Here is a 14,809-nt window from a genome sequence, read left to right as displayed (position 1 = left end):
CGGCCGGGGACCCGTACGACGTGCTCGCCGAGGCGCTGCGGGCCGCCGACGCCGAGGAGCAGCGACGTGCCGAGCACACCCTGGGCGACGCCGACGCGCACCCGGTGGCGCTGGTCCCGGAGCACACGCATGCCGGGGTCACCGTGGGTCGGGCCGCGAGCGAGCGGCTGGTCGGCGCGTATGCGCTGGGCGGCGATCGGCCGATCTACGCGTCGTTGACCGCGCGCTCGTTCGGCGGCCGAGTCGCGGTGAGGCCGCCGAGTGGGGCGATCGCCTCGGCGTCTCGTTCGCACACCCAGTGCGGGTCCTCGCCCAGCTCGGGTTCCAGGTAGAGCGGGTGGTCGTCGTGCCGAGGGCACGGCGGCCACACCGTGCCGTTCTCGGCGAGCGCCTCCTGGACGTCCTGCCCGATCAGTCCGGGGACGTACGCGGCGCCGTCGGGCCACTGCTCGACCCACCACTTGCGCTCGACCAGGGCGTGCTCGACCACGGTCACCGTCTCGGGGGTCTCGACGCCGTGCGTGCGCAGATCGGCCAGGACCAGGGCGCGGGCGGTCAACAGGGCGACGTCGGTGGGATCCTTGCTCATGGTCCACAAGTGTGCGTGATCGCGACGTATACGAGAATCGACCGCGTGGCTCTCCTCATCGATCCCCCGGCCTGGCCCGGACGCGGGCGGCTGTGGTCGCACCTCGTCAGCGACGTCTCGCATGCCGAGCTGCACGCGTTCGCACGCGAACTCGGCGCGCCGGAACGCGCGTTCGACCGCGATCACTACGACGTTCCGGCCGACCTGTACGCCCGGGCGCTGGCGAACGGGGCCGAGCCGGTCTCCAGTCGGGAACTGGTGACCCGGCTGACCGCGGCGGGGCTGCGGCAACGCAAGCGTTACCGTCCGCGCTGACCGGGTCGACGGCGGGTCAGGACTGCTGGCGCGGGATGGTGCCCTCCAGGCGCTCCAGCTCGGCGCGCATGTTGTAGCGGGCCGCCTCCTCGTACCGGGCCGCGCCCAGTCGGGTGTGGAACAGCCGGGGCAGCGACATCAGGTCGCGCAGCACCGCGGCGCGGGCGGCCCGGAACGCCTCGTCGGGGACGAACGCGTACTCCTCGCGGACCGCCGCCGTGTACGCCTCGTAGCGCTCGCGGTCGGCGGCCAGGATGGCCAGGTCCGCGTCGCACAACACGTGCGCGTTGTGGTCGGATTCGCCGGGCGCGTGCTCGGCGGTCACCCGGACCAGGCGCGCCGTCTCGGCGACCAGGTCCGGCGCCACGCCCGCCTCGCGCAGGCCGCGCTCGGCCAGCCGTGCGCTGCGCTCCTCGTTGTCGGCCCGGGCCGGGTCGTAGACCGCGTCGTGGAACCACGCGGCGAGCATCACCGCGTCGACGTCGTCGGCCTCGTAGGCCAGCTCGCCGATCAGGTCGAGCACGGTGCGCAGATGGTCGGTGTCGTGATAGCGGCGGTGCGGCTCGGCATAGCGTGCCAGCAGGCTCTCGACGACGGCGCCGGCCTCGGCGTGCCCACCGACGAGCCGGGCCCACTGGTCCCGCAGCGTCACGGTCGCGGACTCCTGGATGCGTTCCACCCGGCCAGCATGGCAGAACGAGCGAGCGAAGCCGACCACCAACCGGTTCGACACACGCGGTTCACTCGTATTGGATGCCGATCGCATGTCGATCACCCGCCGTTCGCCGGCCGTTCCCGGCCCGATCAGCCGGCGACGGCCGGGGCCGCCAGCGGTTCCGGGAGCGGGCGGGCGTGCAGCACGATCAGGCCGGACACCGCGCGGGTGAGCACCACGTAGAGCCGGCGCAGTCCCTGGGCCTCGGCGTCGACGATCTCGGCCGGTTCGGCGACCGCGACGTGGTCGAACTCCAGGCCCTTGGCCAGCGACGCGGGTACCACGCTGATCCGGGCCTGGTCGGCGTCGTCCGTGCCCAGGACCCGGTGCGCGACGCCGTCCGCACGCAGTGCGGCGGCCACCTCGGGCACCCGTGCGTCGGCGCAGATCAGCCCGATCGAGCCCTCGTGGTCGAGCAGTTCGATCGCCGCCCGGGCGGATCGTAGGGCCAGTTCGTCGGCCGGGACCGGGCGCAGTTCCAGGGCGCCCGCCGCCTGGCGGACCGAGGACGCGGGCGCCAGGCCCGGCGCGATCAGCGGCAACAACCGACTGGCGAACTCCAGGATCTGGAGCGGCACTCGGAAGCCCCGGGTCAGCTCCTCGATCCTGGCTCCCTCGTGTCCCAGGTGCCGCAGCGTCTGGGTCCAGCCGGGGGTGGCCCACGGCGTGGTGCCCTGGGCGATGTCGCCGAGCACGGTGGCCGAGCCGGTGGAGCAGCGCCGACCCACCGCCCGCAACTGCATCGGGGACAGGTCCTGCGCCTCGTCGATGACCACGTGCCCGTAGCCACCGGTGCGGTAGAGCAGGTCGGCGGTCTCGTCCACGAGCACCGCGTCGGCCATGGTCCAGCGGGCGGATCCCACGCCGCGCGGCGGCGTGGCCCAGCCGATCGCGGCCTGTTCCTCGGCGCTGAGCACGCCGTCCGCGCACGCGGCCCGGAAGTCGGCGTCGCCGAGCAGGCGGAACACCAGCTTGAGCGGGTCCACCGCCGGCCACATCGCGTCCACCGCGGCCTTGACCGGTCGGCTGCGCGCGACCGCGTCCTGGACCCGGTCGTCCGGGGACTCGCCGCGCTCCTCCATCTTGGTCAGCAGCGCGTGTGCGATGCGTTGCCGGAGCATGTCGCGGGCCGCGCCGTAGCGCACGTCGCGGGTGCGCAGCGCGGTGACCAGGTCCTCGACCTCGTGGACCGGGAGCCGCCAGGTGCGCGAGTCGCGGACCACGGCCACCGACTCGGTCGGCGCGCTCAGGCCGGACCACACCGCGCGGCGCAGCACCTCGGCCATCCGCGCGTCGCCCTTGATCGTGCCGGACACGGCCTCGTCCGATGCCCGGACCTTGATCTTGGAGGTGCGGGTGACCAGGTCCTCGACGGTGGTCTGGCCGACCTCGATCTCGCCGAGGGCGGGCAGTACCTGCTGGATGTAGTCGAGGAAGGACCGGTTCGGGCCGACCACCAGGGTGCCGCTGCGGGCGAGGCGGTCCCGGTAGGCGTACAGCAGCCAGGCCACGCGGTGCAGGCCGACGGCGGTCTTGCCGGTGCCGGGCGCGCCCTGTACGCACAGCGTGCGGCCCAGGTCGGAGCGGACGATCTCGTCCTGCTCGGGCTGGATGGTCGCCACGATGTCGCGCATCGGGCCCATGCGCGGGCGCTCGATCTCGGCCGCGAGGATGCCGCTCGCGGTGTCGGCCTCGTCCGGGTCGGTCAGGTGCTCGTCCTCGAACGCGGTCAGTTCGCCGGTCGTCCAGCCGAAGCGGCGGCGCAGTTCGACGCCGAGCGGTTCGGCCCGGTTGGCCCGGTAGAACGCGCGGGACAGCGGGGCGCGCCAGTCCACCACCATCGGGTCACCGAGTTCGTCGTGGACGTGTCGGCGGCCGATCCAGAAGGACTCGACGGGCTTGCTCGGGTCGGCGCTCACCTCGGCCGGTTCGACGCCCTCGACGCCGTCGGCGAATCGGCCGTCGACCCGGCCGAAGAACAGCGGCGAGCCGGCGTGGTCGGCGAGTGCGGCGATGCGCTTGGCGATCAGGTGTTGGGCGGTCTCGTTGGCGACGGCGGTGGCGCCGACGTCGCGCAGGTCCAGGGCCTCGGTCTCCTCGCGCATCCGGCGCAGGGCGGCGCGGGAGGCGTCCAGGTAGGCGCGTTCGACACCGAGCGGGTCGGGAGTGGGCAGGGCGGGGCCGGTGGTGGCGGGCGCGGACATGACTCTCCGGTTCGAGGCGGCGACAAATCGGAGCCCGGCCGTGTGCGATGCCACGTCCTGGTGCGCCCCTGCGAAGGGCGCGGGCCGGGTGCCCGAAGGCGGCGGCCCGCGCGGCCCACCGGTGCCGGGCGCCGAAGACGGTTCCCGATCACTGCACTGGGTGGGACAGCGGAATGAGCGAGCCTAGGCCAGTCCGGCTCTGCCATCAACCGCCTTTGCCGCGCCATGCTCGGTTCCCGATGTGCGAACCGCGCGAACGCGGCCGGGTCGGTGTGGTGTGGCGCGTGGCGCGGTGAGGTGGGGGACGCGGCGGAGCGCGGCCCGGTGCGTGGCTGCGCGCGGTGCGGCGTGTGGGTGTGGCGCGGCGAGGCGGGTGGCTGTCCTGGTGGGCACGAGGGGATGGGGTCGGGATGCGGGTGTGGGCGACGCGGACGGTGCTCGCGATGGCGCTGGTGGCCGGGGTCGTGCTCGCACCGACCCCGGTGGGCGGTGGGCGCGCCGGCCGGGTGCCGACCGGGTTCGAGCGGCGCGGTGGCACGCTGTGGACCACCCTCGCCGAGGAGCGGGACTACCTGCGCGACCTGGTCGCGGCGGCGCCGGGCCCGGAGCGGGCCGGCTGGGGCGCCGCCCGGGTCACCGTGACCCGGGTCGGCACGAGCACGCGCGGCCGGCCGCTGGAGTTGATCACCGTGGCCGGCACCCGCTCGGTGGCCGAGCCGGTCCGGGTGTTGTTCGTCTGCGGCCAGCACGGCGACGAGCCGGCCGGTCGGGAGTCCTGCCTGAAGCTGATCCGGGACCTGGCCGCCGACCGCTCGCCGGCGGGACGTCGGCTGCTGGAGCGCGTCACCGTGTTGGTGCTGGCCACGCCCAATCCGGACGGATCGGCGGCGGGCACCCGGGCGACCGCCGAGGGGGTGGATCTCAACCGGGACCACGTGGCGGTGAGCACGCCCGAGGCGCGGGCGATCCGCCGGGTGCTCCGCGAGGCGCGCCCGCACATCGTGCACGACCTGCACGAGTTCACCGTGCCGGCGGATACGGCGAACTCCACGCCGGCCCTGTACCTGTGGCCGCGCAATCTCAACGTGGCCCCCGAACTGCGTTCCTTGGCCGTCGAGTTGGCGCGCGATCGGATCGGCACGGCACTGCCCGCGGCGGGTTGGGCGGCAGGTGTCTACGGGGAGGAGGACACCGGTCGGCCGCTCGGCGGCGACGGGGACGAGCGGTTGTTGCGCAACGCGGCCGCGCTGGACCACGCGGTGGCGGTGCTGGTCGAGGTCGCCACGCGGCCCGTCTCGGCGCTGGAGCGCGCGGATCCGGGCCTGCTGGGTCGGCGGCGGGTGGCCGCGCACCTGGTGGCCGCGCAGGCCACGCTGCGGATGGCCGCCGAACGCGGCGAGGCGATCACGGCGGCGGTGCGCACGTCCCGGGAGCGGGCGGCGCGCGGCGGCGGAGCGGTGTACTTCGCCGGGGCCGACAACGTCCCGGCGGGCCTGGGCGCGGTCGGGCCGATGCCGTGCGCGTATCGGCTGACGCCGGATCGATATGCGAGCGCGCGCGCCGCGCTGGCCGAGCACGGCGTCCGGGTGGAGCCCGACCTGCGGGTGGAGACGGCGCAACCGGCGGGCGCGATGGTCGCGTTGCTCCTGGATCCGCGGGCCCGCTTCGCGGTCGCGACGGCAACCCCCGAACGGTGCCCGGCCGATCCCGACCGGGCACCCACACCCGCCGAGCCGGTCTAGGCCCTGTCCGGCGCGATGTGGTCGGCCAGGCCGGTGAGCAGGTCGGCGACGCCCTCCGGGCCGGGGACGATCAGGTCGGCGCGTTCGGCGAGGGCGTGCACCTCGGCCGAGCCGCTGCATACGGTGAGGCCGGCGGTGCCCTGGTGGCGTACTTCCTCGACGGCTTCGAACGCGGCGAGGTCGCCGAGGTCGTCGCCGGCGAACAACACCGAGCCGGCCTGCTTCTCCTTGAGGAAGCCGGTCAGCGCGCGGCCCTTGTCCATCCCCCGGGGGCGCAGTTCGAGCACGTAGCGCCCGGGCTCGACGGCCAGGTCGTGCCGCGCCGCCACATCGTCGAGCGGATCGCGCAGCAGCGCGAGCGCGGCGTCCGGGTCCGGTGCGCGGCGGGTGTGCACGGCGAGCGCGCTGCCCTTGTCCTCGACCCAGGTGGTCTCCCACAGGTCGAGTGCCTGGAGCAGACCGGGCAGCGCGAGGCGCACCTCGTGCACCCCGGCCGGCGGCTCCGGCGCGCTGATCCGGCCGGTCGCCGCGTCCCAGCGTTCCAGTCCGTAGTGTCCGAGCACGACGAGCTGTTCGAGTCCGGGCACGCCGCGGAAGCGGCCGTACTCGACGGCGACCGCGGCCGGGCGGCCGGTCACGATCACCACCGCGGCCAGGTGCGGGGTCAGTCGGGACAGCGCGGTCACCGCGCGCAGATCCGCGCGGGCCTGGTCCGGGCGGTCGACGATCGGGGCGAGGGTGCCGTCGAAGTCGAGGGCGACGACCGCTCGGGCCGGCTCACCGAGCAACGCGGCAAGGCCCGTTCGGCCGGCCGTCGTGGTGGGTTCGGGCAGCATGGACCGGTTCGTGGTCATGCCGTCCAACCTACCCAGTGGTCAGCGAACCGAGCAGTCGATCGGCCAGCGGGACCACCTGGTCGTCGACCACGATCACGGTGAGTCGATGCCGCGGGATGCCACCGAAGGCCGGCTTGATCCGGCCGATCCCGGGCAGCGCGGCGGCGAGCGCGCGGGCCTGCTTCTCCTGCCCGACGGGGTGGTAGACGGTGGTGGCCGGGACCGAGCCGCGGAACACGTCGGTGCCGGCGACCTCCCAGCCCGCCGCCTCCAGCCGCCGGCCCATGCGCTTGGCGAGCGCCGGCACCTTGCTCTGATCGAGCAGCACCACCTTGCCGTGCGCACCACGCGGGGCCGCGGGCGCCCGGACCGGCGGCACCGGGCGGGCGGATCCGGCCGGGCCCGCGACCGGCGCCGGCCCGAAGCTGTGGCGGACCCGGTCCGCGGCCACCCGGGAGGCGGGCTCGTCCCGGCCGATCGCGAGCACACCGGCCACGACGCAGATCGCCGTCAGCGCGGCCACCGGGAGCAGCCCGCGCCGCGAGCGCACCCACGCGAGCAGGGCTTCGGGCCGCAGGCCGCCGAACGCATCGCGCTCGGGGGCGAGCTCCGGATCCGCCTCGACCTCCTCGGCCCCCAGGTCCTCGTTGGTCCAGATCAGGCCGTACCGACCGAAGCCGGCGAAGACGTCGTACTCGTCCCGGTGGCGCCCGAACACCCGTCCCGCCCCTCAGTGCCCGGGACGGCGCACGGTGGACCGGGCCTGCTGCCGGGCCTCGCGCAACCGCCGCAGCCGCTGGACCAGCATCGGGTCGTGCTCCAGGGCCTCCGGCCGGTCGAGCAGGGTGTTCAGCACCTGGAAGTAGCGGGTCGCGGAGAAACCGAAACGATCGCGCACGGCGCGTTCCTTCGCGCCGGCGTGCTTCCACCACTGGCGCTCGAATTCGAGGATGTCCCGGTCCCGGTCGGACAGCCCGCCCGCGGGAACCGACTCGGGCGGGTGCGCCGGCGCGCCCTGCCCGGGAATCACGGGCACCTCGGGCCGCGCGTCGTGTTCCTCGCCCATCGGTCACCCCTTCGGTACCTCGCCCGGGCCCGTCGACCCGCTTTCGGCATTGTGCCCGCCCGCGCCGACGGACCACCGCACCGGCGCGATGATTCGCCGGAAAAGCCGTGAATCACCCGAGGGAAGGGATCGACACAGAGACCTATATGCTCCGCCGCATGTCTACTTTTGCCGTCCATATCCCCGCCGCCGAGCTCGAAGCCGACCCGCTCGACCCGGCCCAGATCGTCTCCGGCACGCCCGAGGTCTCGGGCCGGGTCCTGTGGGAATCCGAGGACGGCAAGCAGATTCGCGGCATCTGGCAGATCACCCCGGGCGTGGTGACCGACACCGAGGCGAACGAGTTGTTCGTGGTCGTCTCCGGTCGGGCCACCATCGAGATCCGCGGCGGCGCGACGATCGAGGTCGGGCCGGGCGACGCGTGCGTGCTCCAGGAGGGCGACGAGACGGTGTGGACGGTGCACGAGACGCTGCGCAAGGCGTACCACATCACCCTGCCGTAGGCCCTCTTTCACCGACTCCGGACGCGACGAAGCCCACAGGCCCCGAGACCTGTGGGCTTCGTGCTTTCGGGAGCCGGCCGAACCTACTTGACCGACCCGGCGGTCAGACCCGACACCACGTGCTTCTCGATGTAGGCGAACAGAATCACCACGGGCACGATCGCCACCACCGAACCGGCGAACAGGTACTGCCATTCGACCCGGTAGGCACCGAGGAAGCTGTTGATGCCGACCGTGAGCGGTTGCTTCTCCGGTGTGGTCACCAGCACCAGGGCGACGGTGAACTCGTTCCACGCCGCGATGAAGGTGAAGATGACCGCCGTGACGATGCCCGGCATCGCCAGTGGCAGCGTGACCCGACGCAGTGCCCCGAGACGGGAGGCACCGTCGATCATCGCGGCCTCCTCCAGCTCGACCGGAATCGCGCTGAAGTAGGCGGTCAGGATCCACACCGAGAAGGCCAGGTTGAACGCGCCGTTGACGAGCACGAGCGCCCAGTACGAGTCGAGCAGATCCAGGATGTAGAACTCCCGGTACAGCCCGACCAGCAACGACGTCGGCTGGAACATCTGGGTGACCAGCACGAGCCCCAGGAAGACGCCTCGGCCGCGGAATCGCTTGCGCGCGGTGTAGTAGGCCGCGGGCAGCGAGACCACCAGCACGAGCAGCGTGGACATGCCGGCGACCAGCAGCGAGATCTTGAGGTTGTCGCCGAGTGTGGACTTGTCCCACACGTCGACGAAGTTGGCCCATTCGAACTTCGTCGGCAGGTAGCCGTCGCTGGTCAGTTCGTCCTTGGGTCGCAGCGCGGTGATGGCCATCTCGATGTAGGGCGCGACGAAGACGATCGCGATCACCCACGCGAGCGCACCGAACCAGAGCTGCTTCTGGCTGTACTTCGAGCCCCCGAGCACGGACTTCTTGCGCCCGGACCCATTCCCGCCGCCCGAGGCGCCCGAAGGCTGCTTCGCGGCGCCGGCGCCCGGCTTACGGCCGGCGGCGGTGGTCGTGCTCATCGGTCGGTCTCCTTGTTACGGCTGACAACGAGGAAGAACGCGACCAGGATGATGATCATCGCGAAGTTGGCCACCGACATCGCGGCGCTTTCCCCGATGTCGGACGCCTTGAGCTGGTACATGAACACCGTGGTCGTCGCGGTCTCGTAGCCCGGACCACCGTTGGTCATCGCCCAGATGATCGGGAACGAGTTGAAGACGTTGATCAGGTTGATCACCACCGCGACCAGGATCGCGGGCTTGAGCAGCGGCAGCGTGATCGACAGGTAGGTGCGCCAGGTGGACGCGCCGTCGATCTTCGCCGCCTCGTACACCTCGCCGGGAACCGTCTGGAGTCCGGCGAGCAGGGTGTACGTGGTGAACGGCAGCGAGACGAAGACCGCGACCGCCATCATCCACGGCATCGCCGTGGACGGCCTGCCGAGCCAGTCCTTGCCCGCGTCCATCAGGTGCAGGTCGACCATGAGCGTGTTGATCGCGCCGTGGGTCTCGTGCAGCATCCACTTGAAGACGACGGCGGTCATGAAGACCGAGGCCGCCCACGGCACGATCATCGCCCAGCGGGCGTACCGCCGGCCGGGGAAGTGCTGGTTGAACAGTTGCGCCAGGAACAGCGACAACACGAGCGTGATGGCGACGACCACCAGCACCCAGACCACGGTGTTCCACAGCACGGCCACGAAGTCCGGCTCGTCGAACAGCTTCTTGTAGTTGTCGGTGCCGTTGGATCCCACCACGACGCCGGTGCGGCGGATGCGCTGGAAGGAGCTCCAGACCATCACCACGACGGGCCACAGGACCACGACGCCGATGAGGAGGACGGCCGGGCCGATCCACGGCAGCGGGGCCAGCGTCTTCTTGACTCTGGTGATGACGGTGGGCGCTCTGCGTACGGCGGTTTCGGCCACGGGGCCGTCCTCCTCCTTCGGTGCTGGGACGTTCCGGTACCGCGTCAGCTCTTCTGCTGCGCGACCGCCGCTTCGGCTTCCTTCTGGAGCTGGTCCAGCACGTCCTTGGGCGACTTGCCGCCCGAGACCGCGCTACCGAGCTGTTCCTTGATCTTCGGCGAGAGCACGTCCCACGCGACGTCGTTCAGCGGGTAGAACTTCGCCTTCGGGAGCAGGTCGATGTACGGCTTGAGGCCCGCGTTGGCGGGGTTGGCCGTCATCTTGGCCATCACCGACTTGGTCACCGGCGGGAAGCTGTACTGCTCCTGGAACTTGATCTGCTGGTCGGTGCTGAACGCGTGGTCCAGGAACGCCTTGATCTGGTCCTTCTTGCCGTTCTTCTTGAACGCCATCATCCAGTCGCAGACCCCGAGGGTCTCGTTCAGCGGGCCCGTCTTGCCGGCGATCGGCGCGGTCGCGTACTTGAGGTTCGGGTAGTCCTTCTTCAGCGTGGCGATCATGGTGGGGTTGCTGTTCACCATGCCGACGCTGCCGCCGTAGAAGTCCGTGTAGACGTCCTTGCGGTTCTTGGTGCCGGGGTTGGACTCGGTCAGTCCGGCCTTGACCAGGTTGTCGTTGACCCAGTTCAGCGCCTCGACGTTCTGCGGGCTGTTGACCGTGTACTTGCCGTTGGTCTGGTAGCCGCCGCCGTTGCCCAGCGCCCAGTTCATGAACTCGCCCTGGGCCTCCTCCTTGCCCAGCGGCAGGCCGAAGGGGGTCGCCACGCCGGCGGACTTGAGCTTGGTCGCGGCGGCCTTGACCTCGTCCCAGGTCTTGGGCGGGTCGGTGATTCCGGCCTTGGCGAACAACTCGGTGTTGTAGATCAATTGCCGAGTGCTGGAGGTGAAGGGAATGCCGTACTGCTTCCCCTTGACCGTCGCGGCGGGCGTGAAGGACTCCACGAAATCGGCCTTGGTGGCGGGCGACATCACGTCGTCGACCGGGTACAGCAGGTCGTCGACGACCTTGTCGGCATAACCGCCGGTCTGCAGCAGGTCGGGCATGTCGTTGTTCTGGATCATGGTCGCGACCTGCTTGTCGATGTCATCCCAGTTGATGACCTGCAGGTTCACCTTGATCCCGGGGTTCTTCTCGTTGAAGCTCGAGATCACCCCGTTCCAGTACTTCTGCATGCTGCCGTCGCCGCTGCCGTAGTCGGCCACGACCAGCTTGATCGAGCCGTCCTTGGGAGCGCCCGCCGCGCCGGAGGCGCCGGGGGTCGCCCCCTTGTCGCCGTCGTCCTTCTTGTCGTCCGAACCACCACACGCTGACAGAAGCAGTGCGGCCGACAGTCCTGTCGCCGCCAATGCCATCTGGTGCCGCTTCATCGCAGAACCGCCTTCATGCCTTCGGGAAAACAGGACCGTTGGTGAGGGTTTGGTCGCACTAAACCCATGCACTCGCTTGCGCAAAACTGTTCGCAACGCGGGTTTGTAGAAAACTCTTGAGCAGCATCGAGCATTTTGCGGACTCGCCGTGTCGGCAGTCAACACCTCGCCGGAACAAAGGTCTACACCAATCTTGGGATTCGGAGGAGGGGTGCAGGAAGTTTGCAGAGCAATTCGTTACCCGCCCGGGCGCGCATGCAGAAGAACCGGCACAGAGGGTGCCGGTTCGATCCCGTGAATGGTCCATCGAGTTGGTTGATCGGTGCGTGCGCAAATGCCCCGGACGTGCGAACGCGCCCGCCGGAAGGCGGGCGCGTGGACTCGGGGCGGAGCGTGCCGAGTGGCCGGGTTCAGACCCGGATGACCCGAACGCCCGCGTCGACGAAGGCCGCCGTGGCCTCCTCCGTCGCCGAGGTGTCGGTGACCAGCACGCCGATCCGATCCAGTGGGCAGATCCGGGCGAACGCCCGGCGGCCGAGCTTGGAGGAGTCCGCGGCCACCACCACCCGGCCCGCGCCGGCGGCCATCAACTGGTTGATGCTCGCCTCGCCCTCGTGATGGGCGCTCGCGCCGTGCTCGACGTCGATCGCGTCCACCCCCAGGATCGCCACGTCCAGGGCCACCTCGCGCAGGATGCCGGTGGCCAACGGGCCGATCAGTTCGTAGGACTGGGTGCGGGCCACACCACCGGTGACCACGATCTTCACATGCCGACGCACGGCCAACTCGCCCGCGATGTTGAGCGCGTTGGTGACGATCGTGAACGCCTGCGCGTTCGAGTCGCCCTCGGTGTGCAGGTCGGCCCGGGCGACCAGGGCGCGGGCCACCTCGGTCATCGTGGTGCCGCCGTTGAGCCCGATCGTCTCGCCCGGCTTGACCAGCGCCGCGGCGGCCTGCGCAATGCGCTGCTTCTCGGACGCGTGCCGGGCGGTCTTGTAGCGCAACGGGAGGTCGTAGGAGACCGCGTGCGCGACCGCGCCGCCCCGGGTGCGGGTCAACATCTGCTGCTGGGCGAGCTGATCCAGGTCGCGGCGGATCGTCGCGGGCGAGACGTCCAGCTCCGAGGCGACGTCCTCGACCTCCAGCCGACCGTGCTTGGCCAGCAGTTCGAGGAGCGCACCCCACCGCTCGTAACGGCTCACCCGTGACCTCCCGCCGTGTCCGACAGCCCTGGCCGACTCGTGTCGGATCGTTCGGGACATCCTTGCGGGCGCCCCACACGGGTCGAGCATCGGGGCTTCCGTGAACCTTCGCTCACTCAACGATGCTGTTGCATGTTCATGTTTTCAACTGCTATCCAGTGAGCACAAACGCGCATTCTCGGATCCACCCGCCCTCGGGCTCACAATCTGCCCCATCTACCAGACTTGAGACGCCGATGCCGCTCGTGAACACCCCGCCGTCCGACCTGTCCGGCGCGGACTGCGTCGTCGCGCTCGATGTCGGCGGCACCGACATCAAGGGCGGCGTGGTCGACGCGGGCGGCAACCTGGTCTACTCCGAGCGGCGGCCCACCGGCCGGACCGCGGGCCCCAACGCGGTGGTCGGGGGCATCGTCGACTTCGCCGCCGCGCTGCGCGAGCGGGCGGTCGAGCTGGGTGGCGTGCCGCGGGCGGCGGGCGTCGTGGTGCCGGGGATCGTGGACGATCCGGCGGGGGTCGCGGTGTGGTCGGCCAGCATCCAGTGGCGCGAGGTGCCGCTGCGCTCGTTGATCGCGGACCGGCTCGGCCTACCGGCGGCTTTGAGCCACGACGTGCGCACCGGCGCGCTGGCCGAGGGTCGACTCGGCGCGGGACGCGACTGCGACAACTTCCTGTTCGTGGCGATCGGCACCGGGCTCGCCTCGGTGCTGGTGCTCAACGGCCGCCCCTACCCGGGCGCGCACGGACAGGCGGGCGAGATCGGCCACATCACCGTGCGTCCGGGCGGCGGCCGGTGCACCTGCGGGGCGGTGGGCTGTCTGGAGGCGCACTTCTCCGGGCCCGCCATCGCGCACGCGTTCGCCGAGGCCGCGCCGGGCGACGACCCGCCGCTGAGCGCGGCCCAGGTGGTCGCCCGGGTGGCGGCCGGGGACACCGTCGCGGCGGCCGTGTGGGGCCAGGGCCTGTCCGCGTTCGCGGACGGTCTGCTCACCGGACTCGCCCTGTACGACCCGAAGTTGCTGGTGATCGGCGGCGGGCTCTCGCTCGCCGGGGAACAACTGTTCAACCCCTTGCGGACGTTGCTCGCCGAGCGCGCCGTGGTCCAACACGTGCCGCCGCTGGTGACCGCGGCGCTCGGGGACGAGGCCGGTTGCCGCGGCGCCGGCCTGATCGCGTGGGACACCTTGGAGGTGCGCGGGTGACGGTGCTCGGCAATGCGCGAGTGGTGCTGCCCTCCGGGGTGGTCGAAGGCGCTTCGGTGGGCGTGGTGGGTGATCGGATCGCCTTTGCGGGTCCGGGACTTCCGGATGGCCCCGAGGCGGTGGTCGACGTCGGGGGCGGTTGGATCGTGCCCGGCTTCGTGGACATGCACGTGCACGGCGGCGGTGGTGGTTCGTACACCTCCGGCGATCCCGACGAGGCGCTGCGAGTGGCCGAATTCCATCGCTCGCACGGCACCACGACCACGGTCGCGAGTCTGGTCACCGCCTCCCCGGCGGAGTTGCTGGCCATCGTCTCCGCGCTCTCCCCGCTCGTGCACGACGGCCGGTTGGCCGGGCTGCACCTGGAGGGCCCGTACCTGAGCGCGGCCCGCTGCGGCGCGCACGATCCGACCCAGTTGCGGTCGCCGGACCGGGACGAGGTCACCGCGCTGCTGAAGGCGGGCAGCGGCGCGATCCGGATGGTCACCCTGGCTCCCGAACTGCCCGGCGGCGTCGAGTTGGTGCGTCGACTGGCCGACGAGGGGGTGATCGCGGCGGTGGGGCACACCGACGGCACCCACCGCGAGACGCGCGCGGCGCTGGCCGCGGGCGCGAGCGTGGCCACCCACCTGTTCAACGCGATGCGCAGCGTGCACCACCGCGAGCCGGGACCGGTCACCGCGCTGCTCCAGGACAGCGACGCGGTGGTCGAGTTGATCAACGACGGCGTGCACCTGCACTCCAGCGTGGTCAACCTGGCGTACGCGAGCGCGGGCCCGGACCGGGTCGCCTTCATCACCGACGCGATGGGCGCCGCCGGCATGCCGGACGGCGTGTATCCGCTGGGCGTGATGACCGTGGACGTGGTCGACGGCGTGGCCCGGCTGGCCGACGGCGACTCGATCGCGGGCAGCACGCTCACCCTGGACGGGGCGCTGCGCAACAGCGTCGCGGGCGGCCTGCCGATCGTCGACGTGGTGCGTTCGTTGTCCGCGACGCCCGCCCGGGCGCTGGGCATCGCCGATCGGGTCGGCACCCTGGAGCCGGGCAAGCGGGCCGACCTGGTGGTGCTCGACGACGCGCTGCGGGTGCGCGCGGTGATGGCCGGCGGCACGTGGGTGGACCACCGCCGGCCCTGATCGCC

Annotated in this window: 15 protein-coding genes; 5 read left to right on the top strand and 10 right to left on the bottom strand. The window is 71.6% G+C overall.

Going from position 1 to position 14,809, the window contains the following annotated elements; all coding sequences use genetic code 11:
* Positions 1-205: 205 nt before the first annotated feature.
* The gene (locus ACH4U8_RS27985; protein WP_360316424.1) at positions 206-589 is read right to left on the bottom strand and encodes a hypothetical protein; all 384 of its coding nucleotides are present in this window, start codon (positions 587-589) and stop codon (positions 206-208) included.
* A gap of 45 nt (positions 590-634) precedes the next feature.
* Here ACH4U8_RS27985 and ACH4U8_RS27980 point away from each other — a divergent pair, with 45 nt between their 5' ends.
* The gene (locus tag ACH4U8_RS27980; RefSeq protein WP_360316426.1) at positions 635-904 is read left to right on the top strand and encodes a DUF4031 domain-containing protein; all 270 of its coding nucleotides are present in this window, start codon (positions 635-637) and stop codon (positions 902-904) included.
* Between the two features lie 16 nt (positions 905-920).
* On the opposite strand, the gene ACH4U8_RS27975 is transcribed toward ACH4U8_RS27980, so the two are convergent.
* Together ACH4U8_RS27975 and ACH4U8_RS27970 are read right to left on the bottom strand one after the other, a co-directional pair.
* Positions 921-1,637 (bottom strand): metal-dependent phosphohydrolase, encoded by a 717-nt coding sequence (locus tag ACH4U8_RS27975; protein WP_360316428.1) that lies wholly within the window; start codon positions 1,635-1,637, stop codon positions 921-923.
* 71 nt (positions 1,638-1,708) lie between these two features.
* A complete protein-coding gene (locus tag ACH4U8_RS27970) occupies positions 1,709-3,823 on the bottom strand; it encodes an AAA family ATPase (protein ID WP_360316430.1) in 2,115 nt (704 codons plus the stop codon).
* A gap of 410 nt (positions 3,824-4,233) precedes the next feature.
* Here ACH4U8_RS27970 and ACH4U8_RS27965 point away from each other — a divergent pair, with 410 nt between their 5' ends.
* Entirely contained in the window at positions 4,234-5,565 is a 1,332-nt protein-coding gene (locus tag ACH4U8_RS27965) for a M14 family metallocarboxypeptidase (protein ID WP_395780941.1), read from the top strand.
* On the opposite strand, the gene otsB is transcribed toward ACH4U8_RS27965, so the two are convergent.
* The 3 genes from otsB to ACH4U8_RS27950 are packed head-to-tail and all read right to left on the bottom strand — an operon-like array spanning position 5,562 to position 7,467.
* A complete protein-coding gene (gene otsB / locus ACH4U8_RS27960) occupies positions 5,562-6,419 on the bottom strand; it encodes a trehalose-phosphatase (protein WP_395780939.1) in 858 nt (285 codons plus the stop codon). The genes ACH4U8_RS27965 and otsB overlap by 4 nt on opposite strands.
* A 10-nt stretch (positions 6,420-6,429) precedes the next feature.
* Positions 6,430-7,119 carry a LytR C-terminal domain-containing protein gene (locus ACH4U8_RS27955; RefSeq protein ID WP_395780937.1) on the bottom strand — a complete coding sequence of 230 codons (690 nt, stop codon included), beginning with the start codon at positions 7,117-7,119 and terminating at the stop codon, positions 6,430-6,432.
* A gap of 12 nt (positions 7,120-7,131) precedes the next feature.
* A complete protein-coding gene (locus ACH4U8_RS27950; protein WP_360316438.1) occupies positions 7,132-7,467 on the bottom strand; it encodes a DUF3263 domain-containing protein in 336 nt (111 codons plus the stop codon).
* A 158-nt stretch (positions 7,468-7,625) separates the two neighbouring features.
* On the opposite strand from ACH4U8_RS27950, the gene ACH4U8_RS27945 reads away from it, so the two are divergent.
* On the top strand, positions 7,626-7,970 hold the full coding sequence (locus ACH4U8_RS27945; protein ID WP_360316440.1) for a cupin domain-containing protein: 345 nt from the start codon (positions 7,626-7,628) through the stop codon (positions 7,968-7,970).
* 83 nt (positions 7,971-8,053) lie between these two features.
* On the opposite strand, the gene ACH4U8_RS27940 is transcribed toward ACH4U8_RS27945, so the two are convergent.
* From ACH4U8_RS27940 to ACH4U8_RS27925, 4 genes are all read right to left on the bottom strand, one after another.
* Complete coding sequence (locus ACH4U8_RS27940) at positions 8,054-8,986, bottom strand: carbohydrate ABC transporter permease (protein WP_379991094.1); 933 nt, start codon at positions 8,984-8,986, stop codon at positions 8,054-8,056.
* Complete coding sequence (locus ACH4U8_RS27935; RefSeq protein WP_360316444.1) at positions 8,983-9,894, bottom strand: sugar ABC transporter permease; 912 nt, start codon at positions 9,892-9,894, stop codon at positions 8,983-8,985. Before ACH4U8_RS27935 ends, ACH4U8_RS27940 begins: the two co-directional genes overlap by 4 nt.
* Before the next feature lie 44 nt (positions 9,895-9,938).
* Entirely contained in the window at positions 9,939-11,261 is a 1,323-nt protein-coding gene (locus tag ACH4U8_RS27930) for an extracellular solute-binding protein (protein ID WP_360316446.1), read from the bottom strand.
* 410 nt (positions 11,262-11,671) lie between these two features.
* Entirely contained in the window at positions 11,672-12,463 is a 792-nt protein-coding gene (locus ACH4U8_RS27925; protein ID WP_360316448.1) for a DeoR/GlpR family DNA-binding transcription regulator, read from the bottom strand.
* 236 nt (positions 12,464-12,699) lie between these two features.
* On the opposite strand from ACH4U8_RS27925, the gene ACH4U8_RS27920 reads away from it, so the two are divergent.
* Positions 12,700-13,665 carry an ROK family protein gene (locus ACH4U8_RS27920; protein WP_360316450.1) on the top strand — a complete coding sequence of 322 codons (966 nt, stop codon included), beginning with the start codon at positions 12,700-12,702 and terminating at the stop codon, positions 13,663-13,665.
* On the top strand, positions 13,662-14,804 hold the full coding sequence (gene nagA, locus ACH4U8_RS27915) for an N-acetylglucosamine-6-phosphate deacetylase (protein ID WP_360316452.1): 1,143 nt from the start codon (positions 13,662-13,664) through the stop codon (positions 14,802-14,804). Before ACH4U8_RS27920 ends, nagA begins: the two co-directional genes overlap by 4 nt.
* Positions 14,805-14,809: the final 5 nt, after the last annotated feature.

This window comes from Embleya sp. NPDC020886 (genome assembly GCF_044333915.1).
In the GTDB taxonomy this organism is placed as follows: domain Bacteria; phylum Actinomycetota; class Actinomycetes; order Streptomycetales; family Streptomycetaceae; genus Embleya.
Note: the sequence above shows the minus strand (reverse complement) of the source record. Positions and strands in the feature narration are given on the sequence as shown.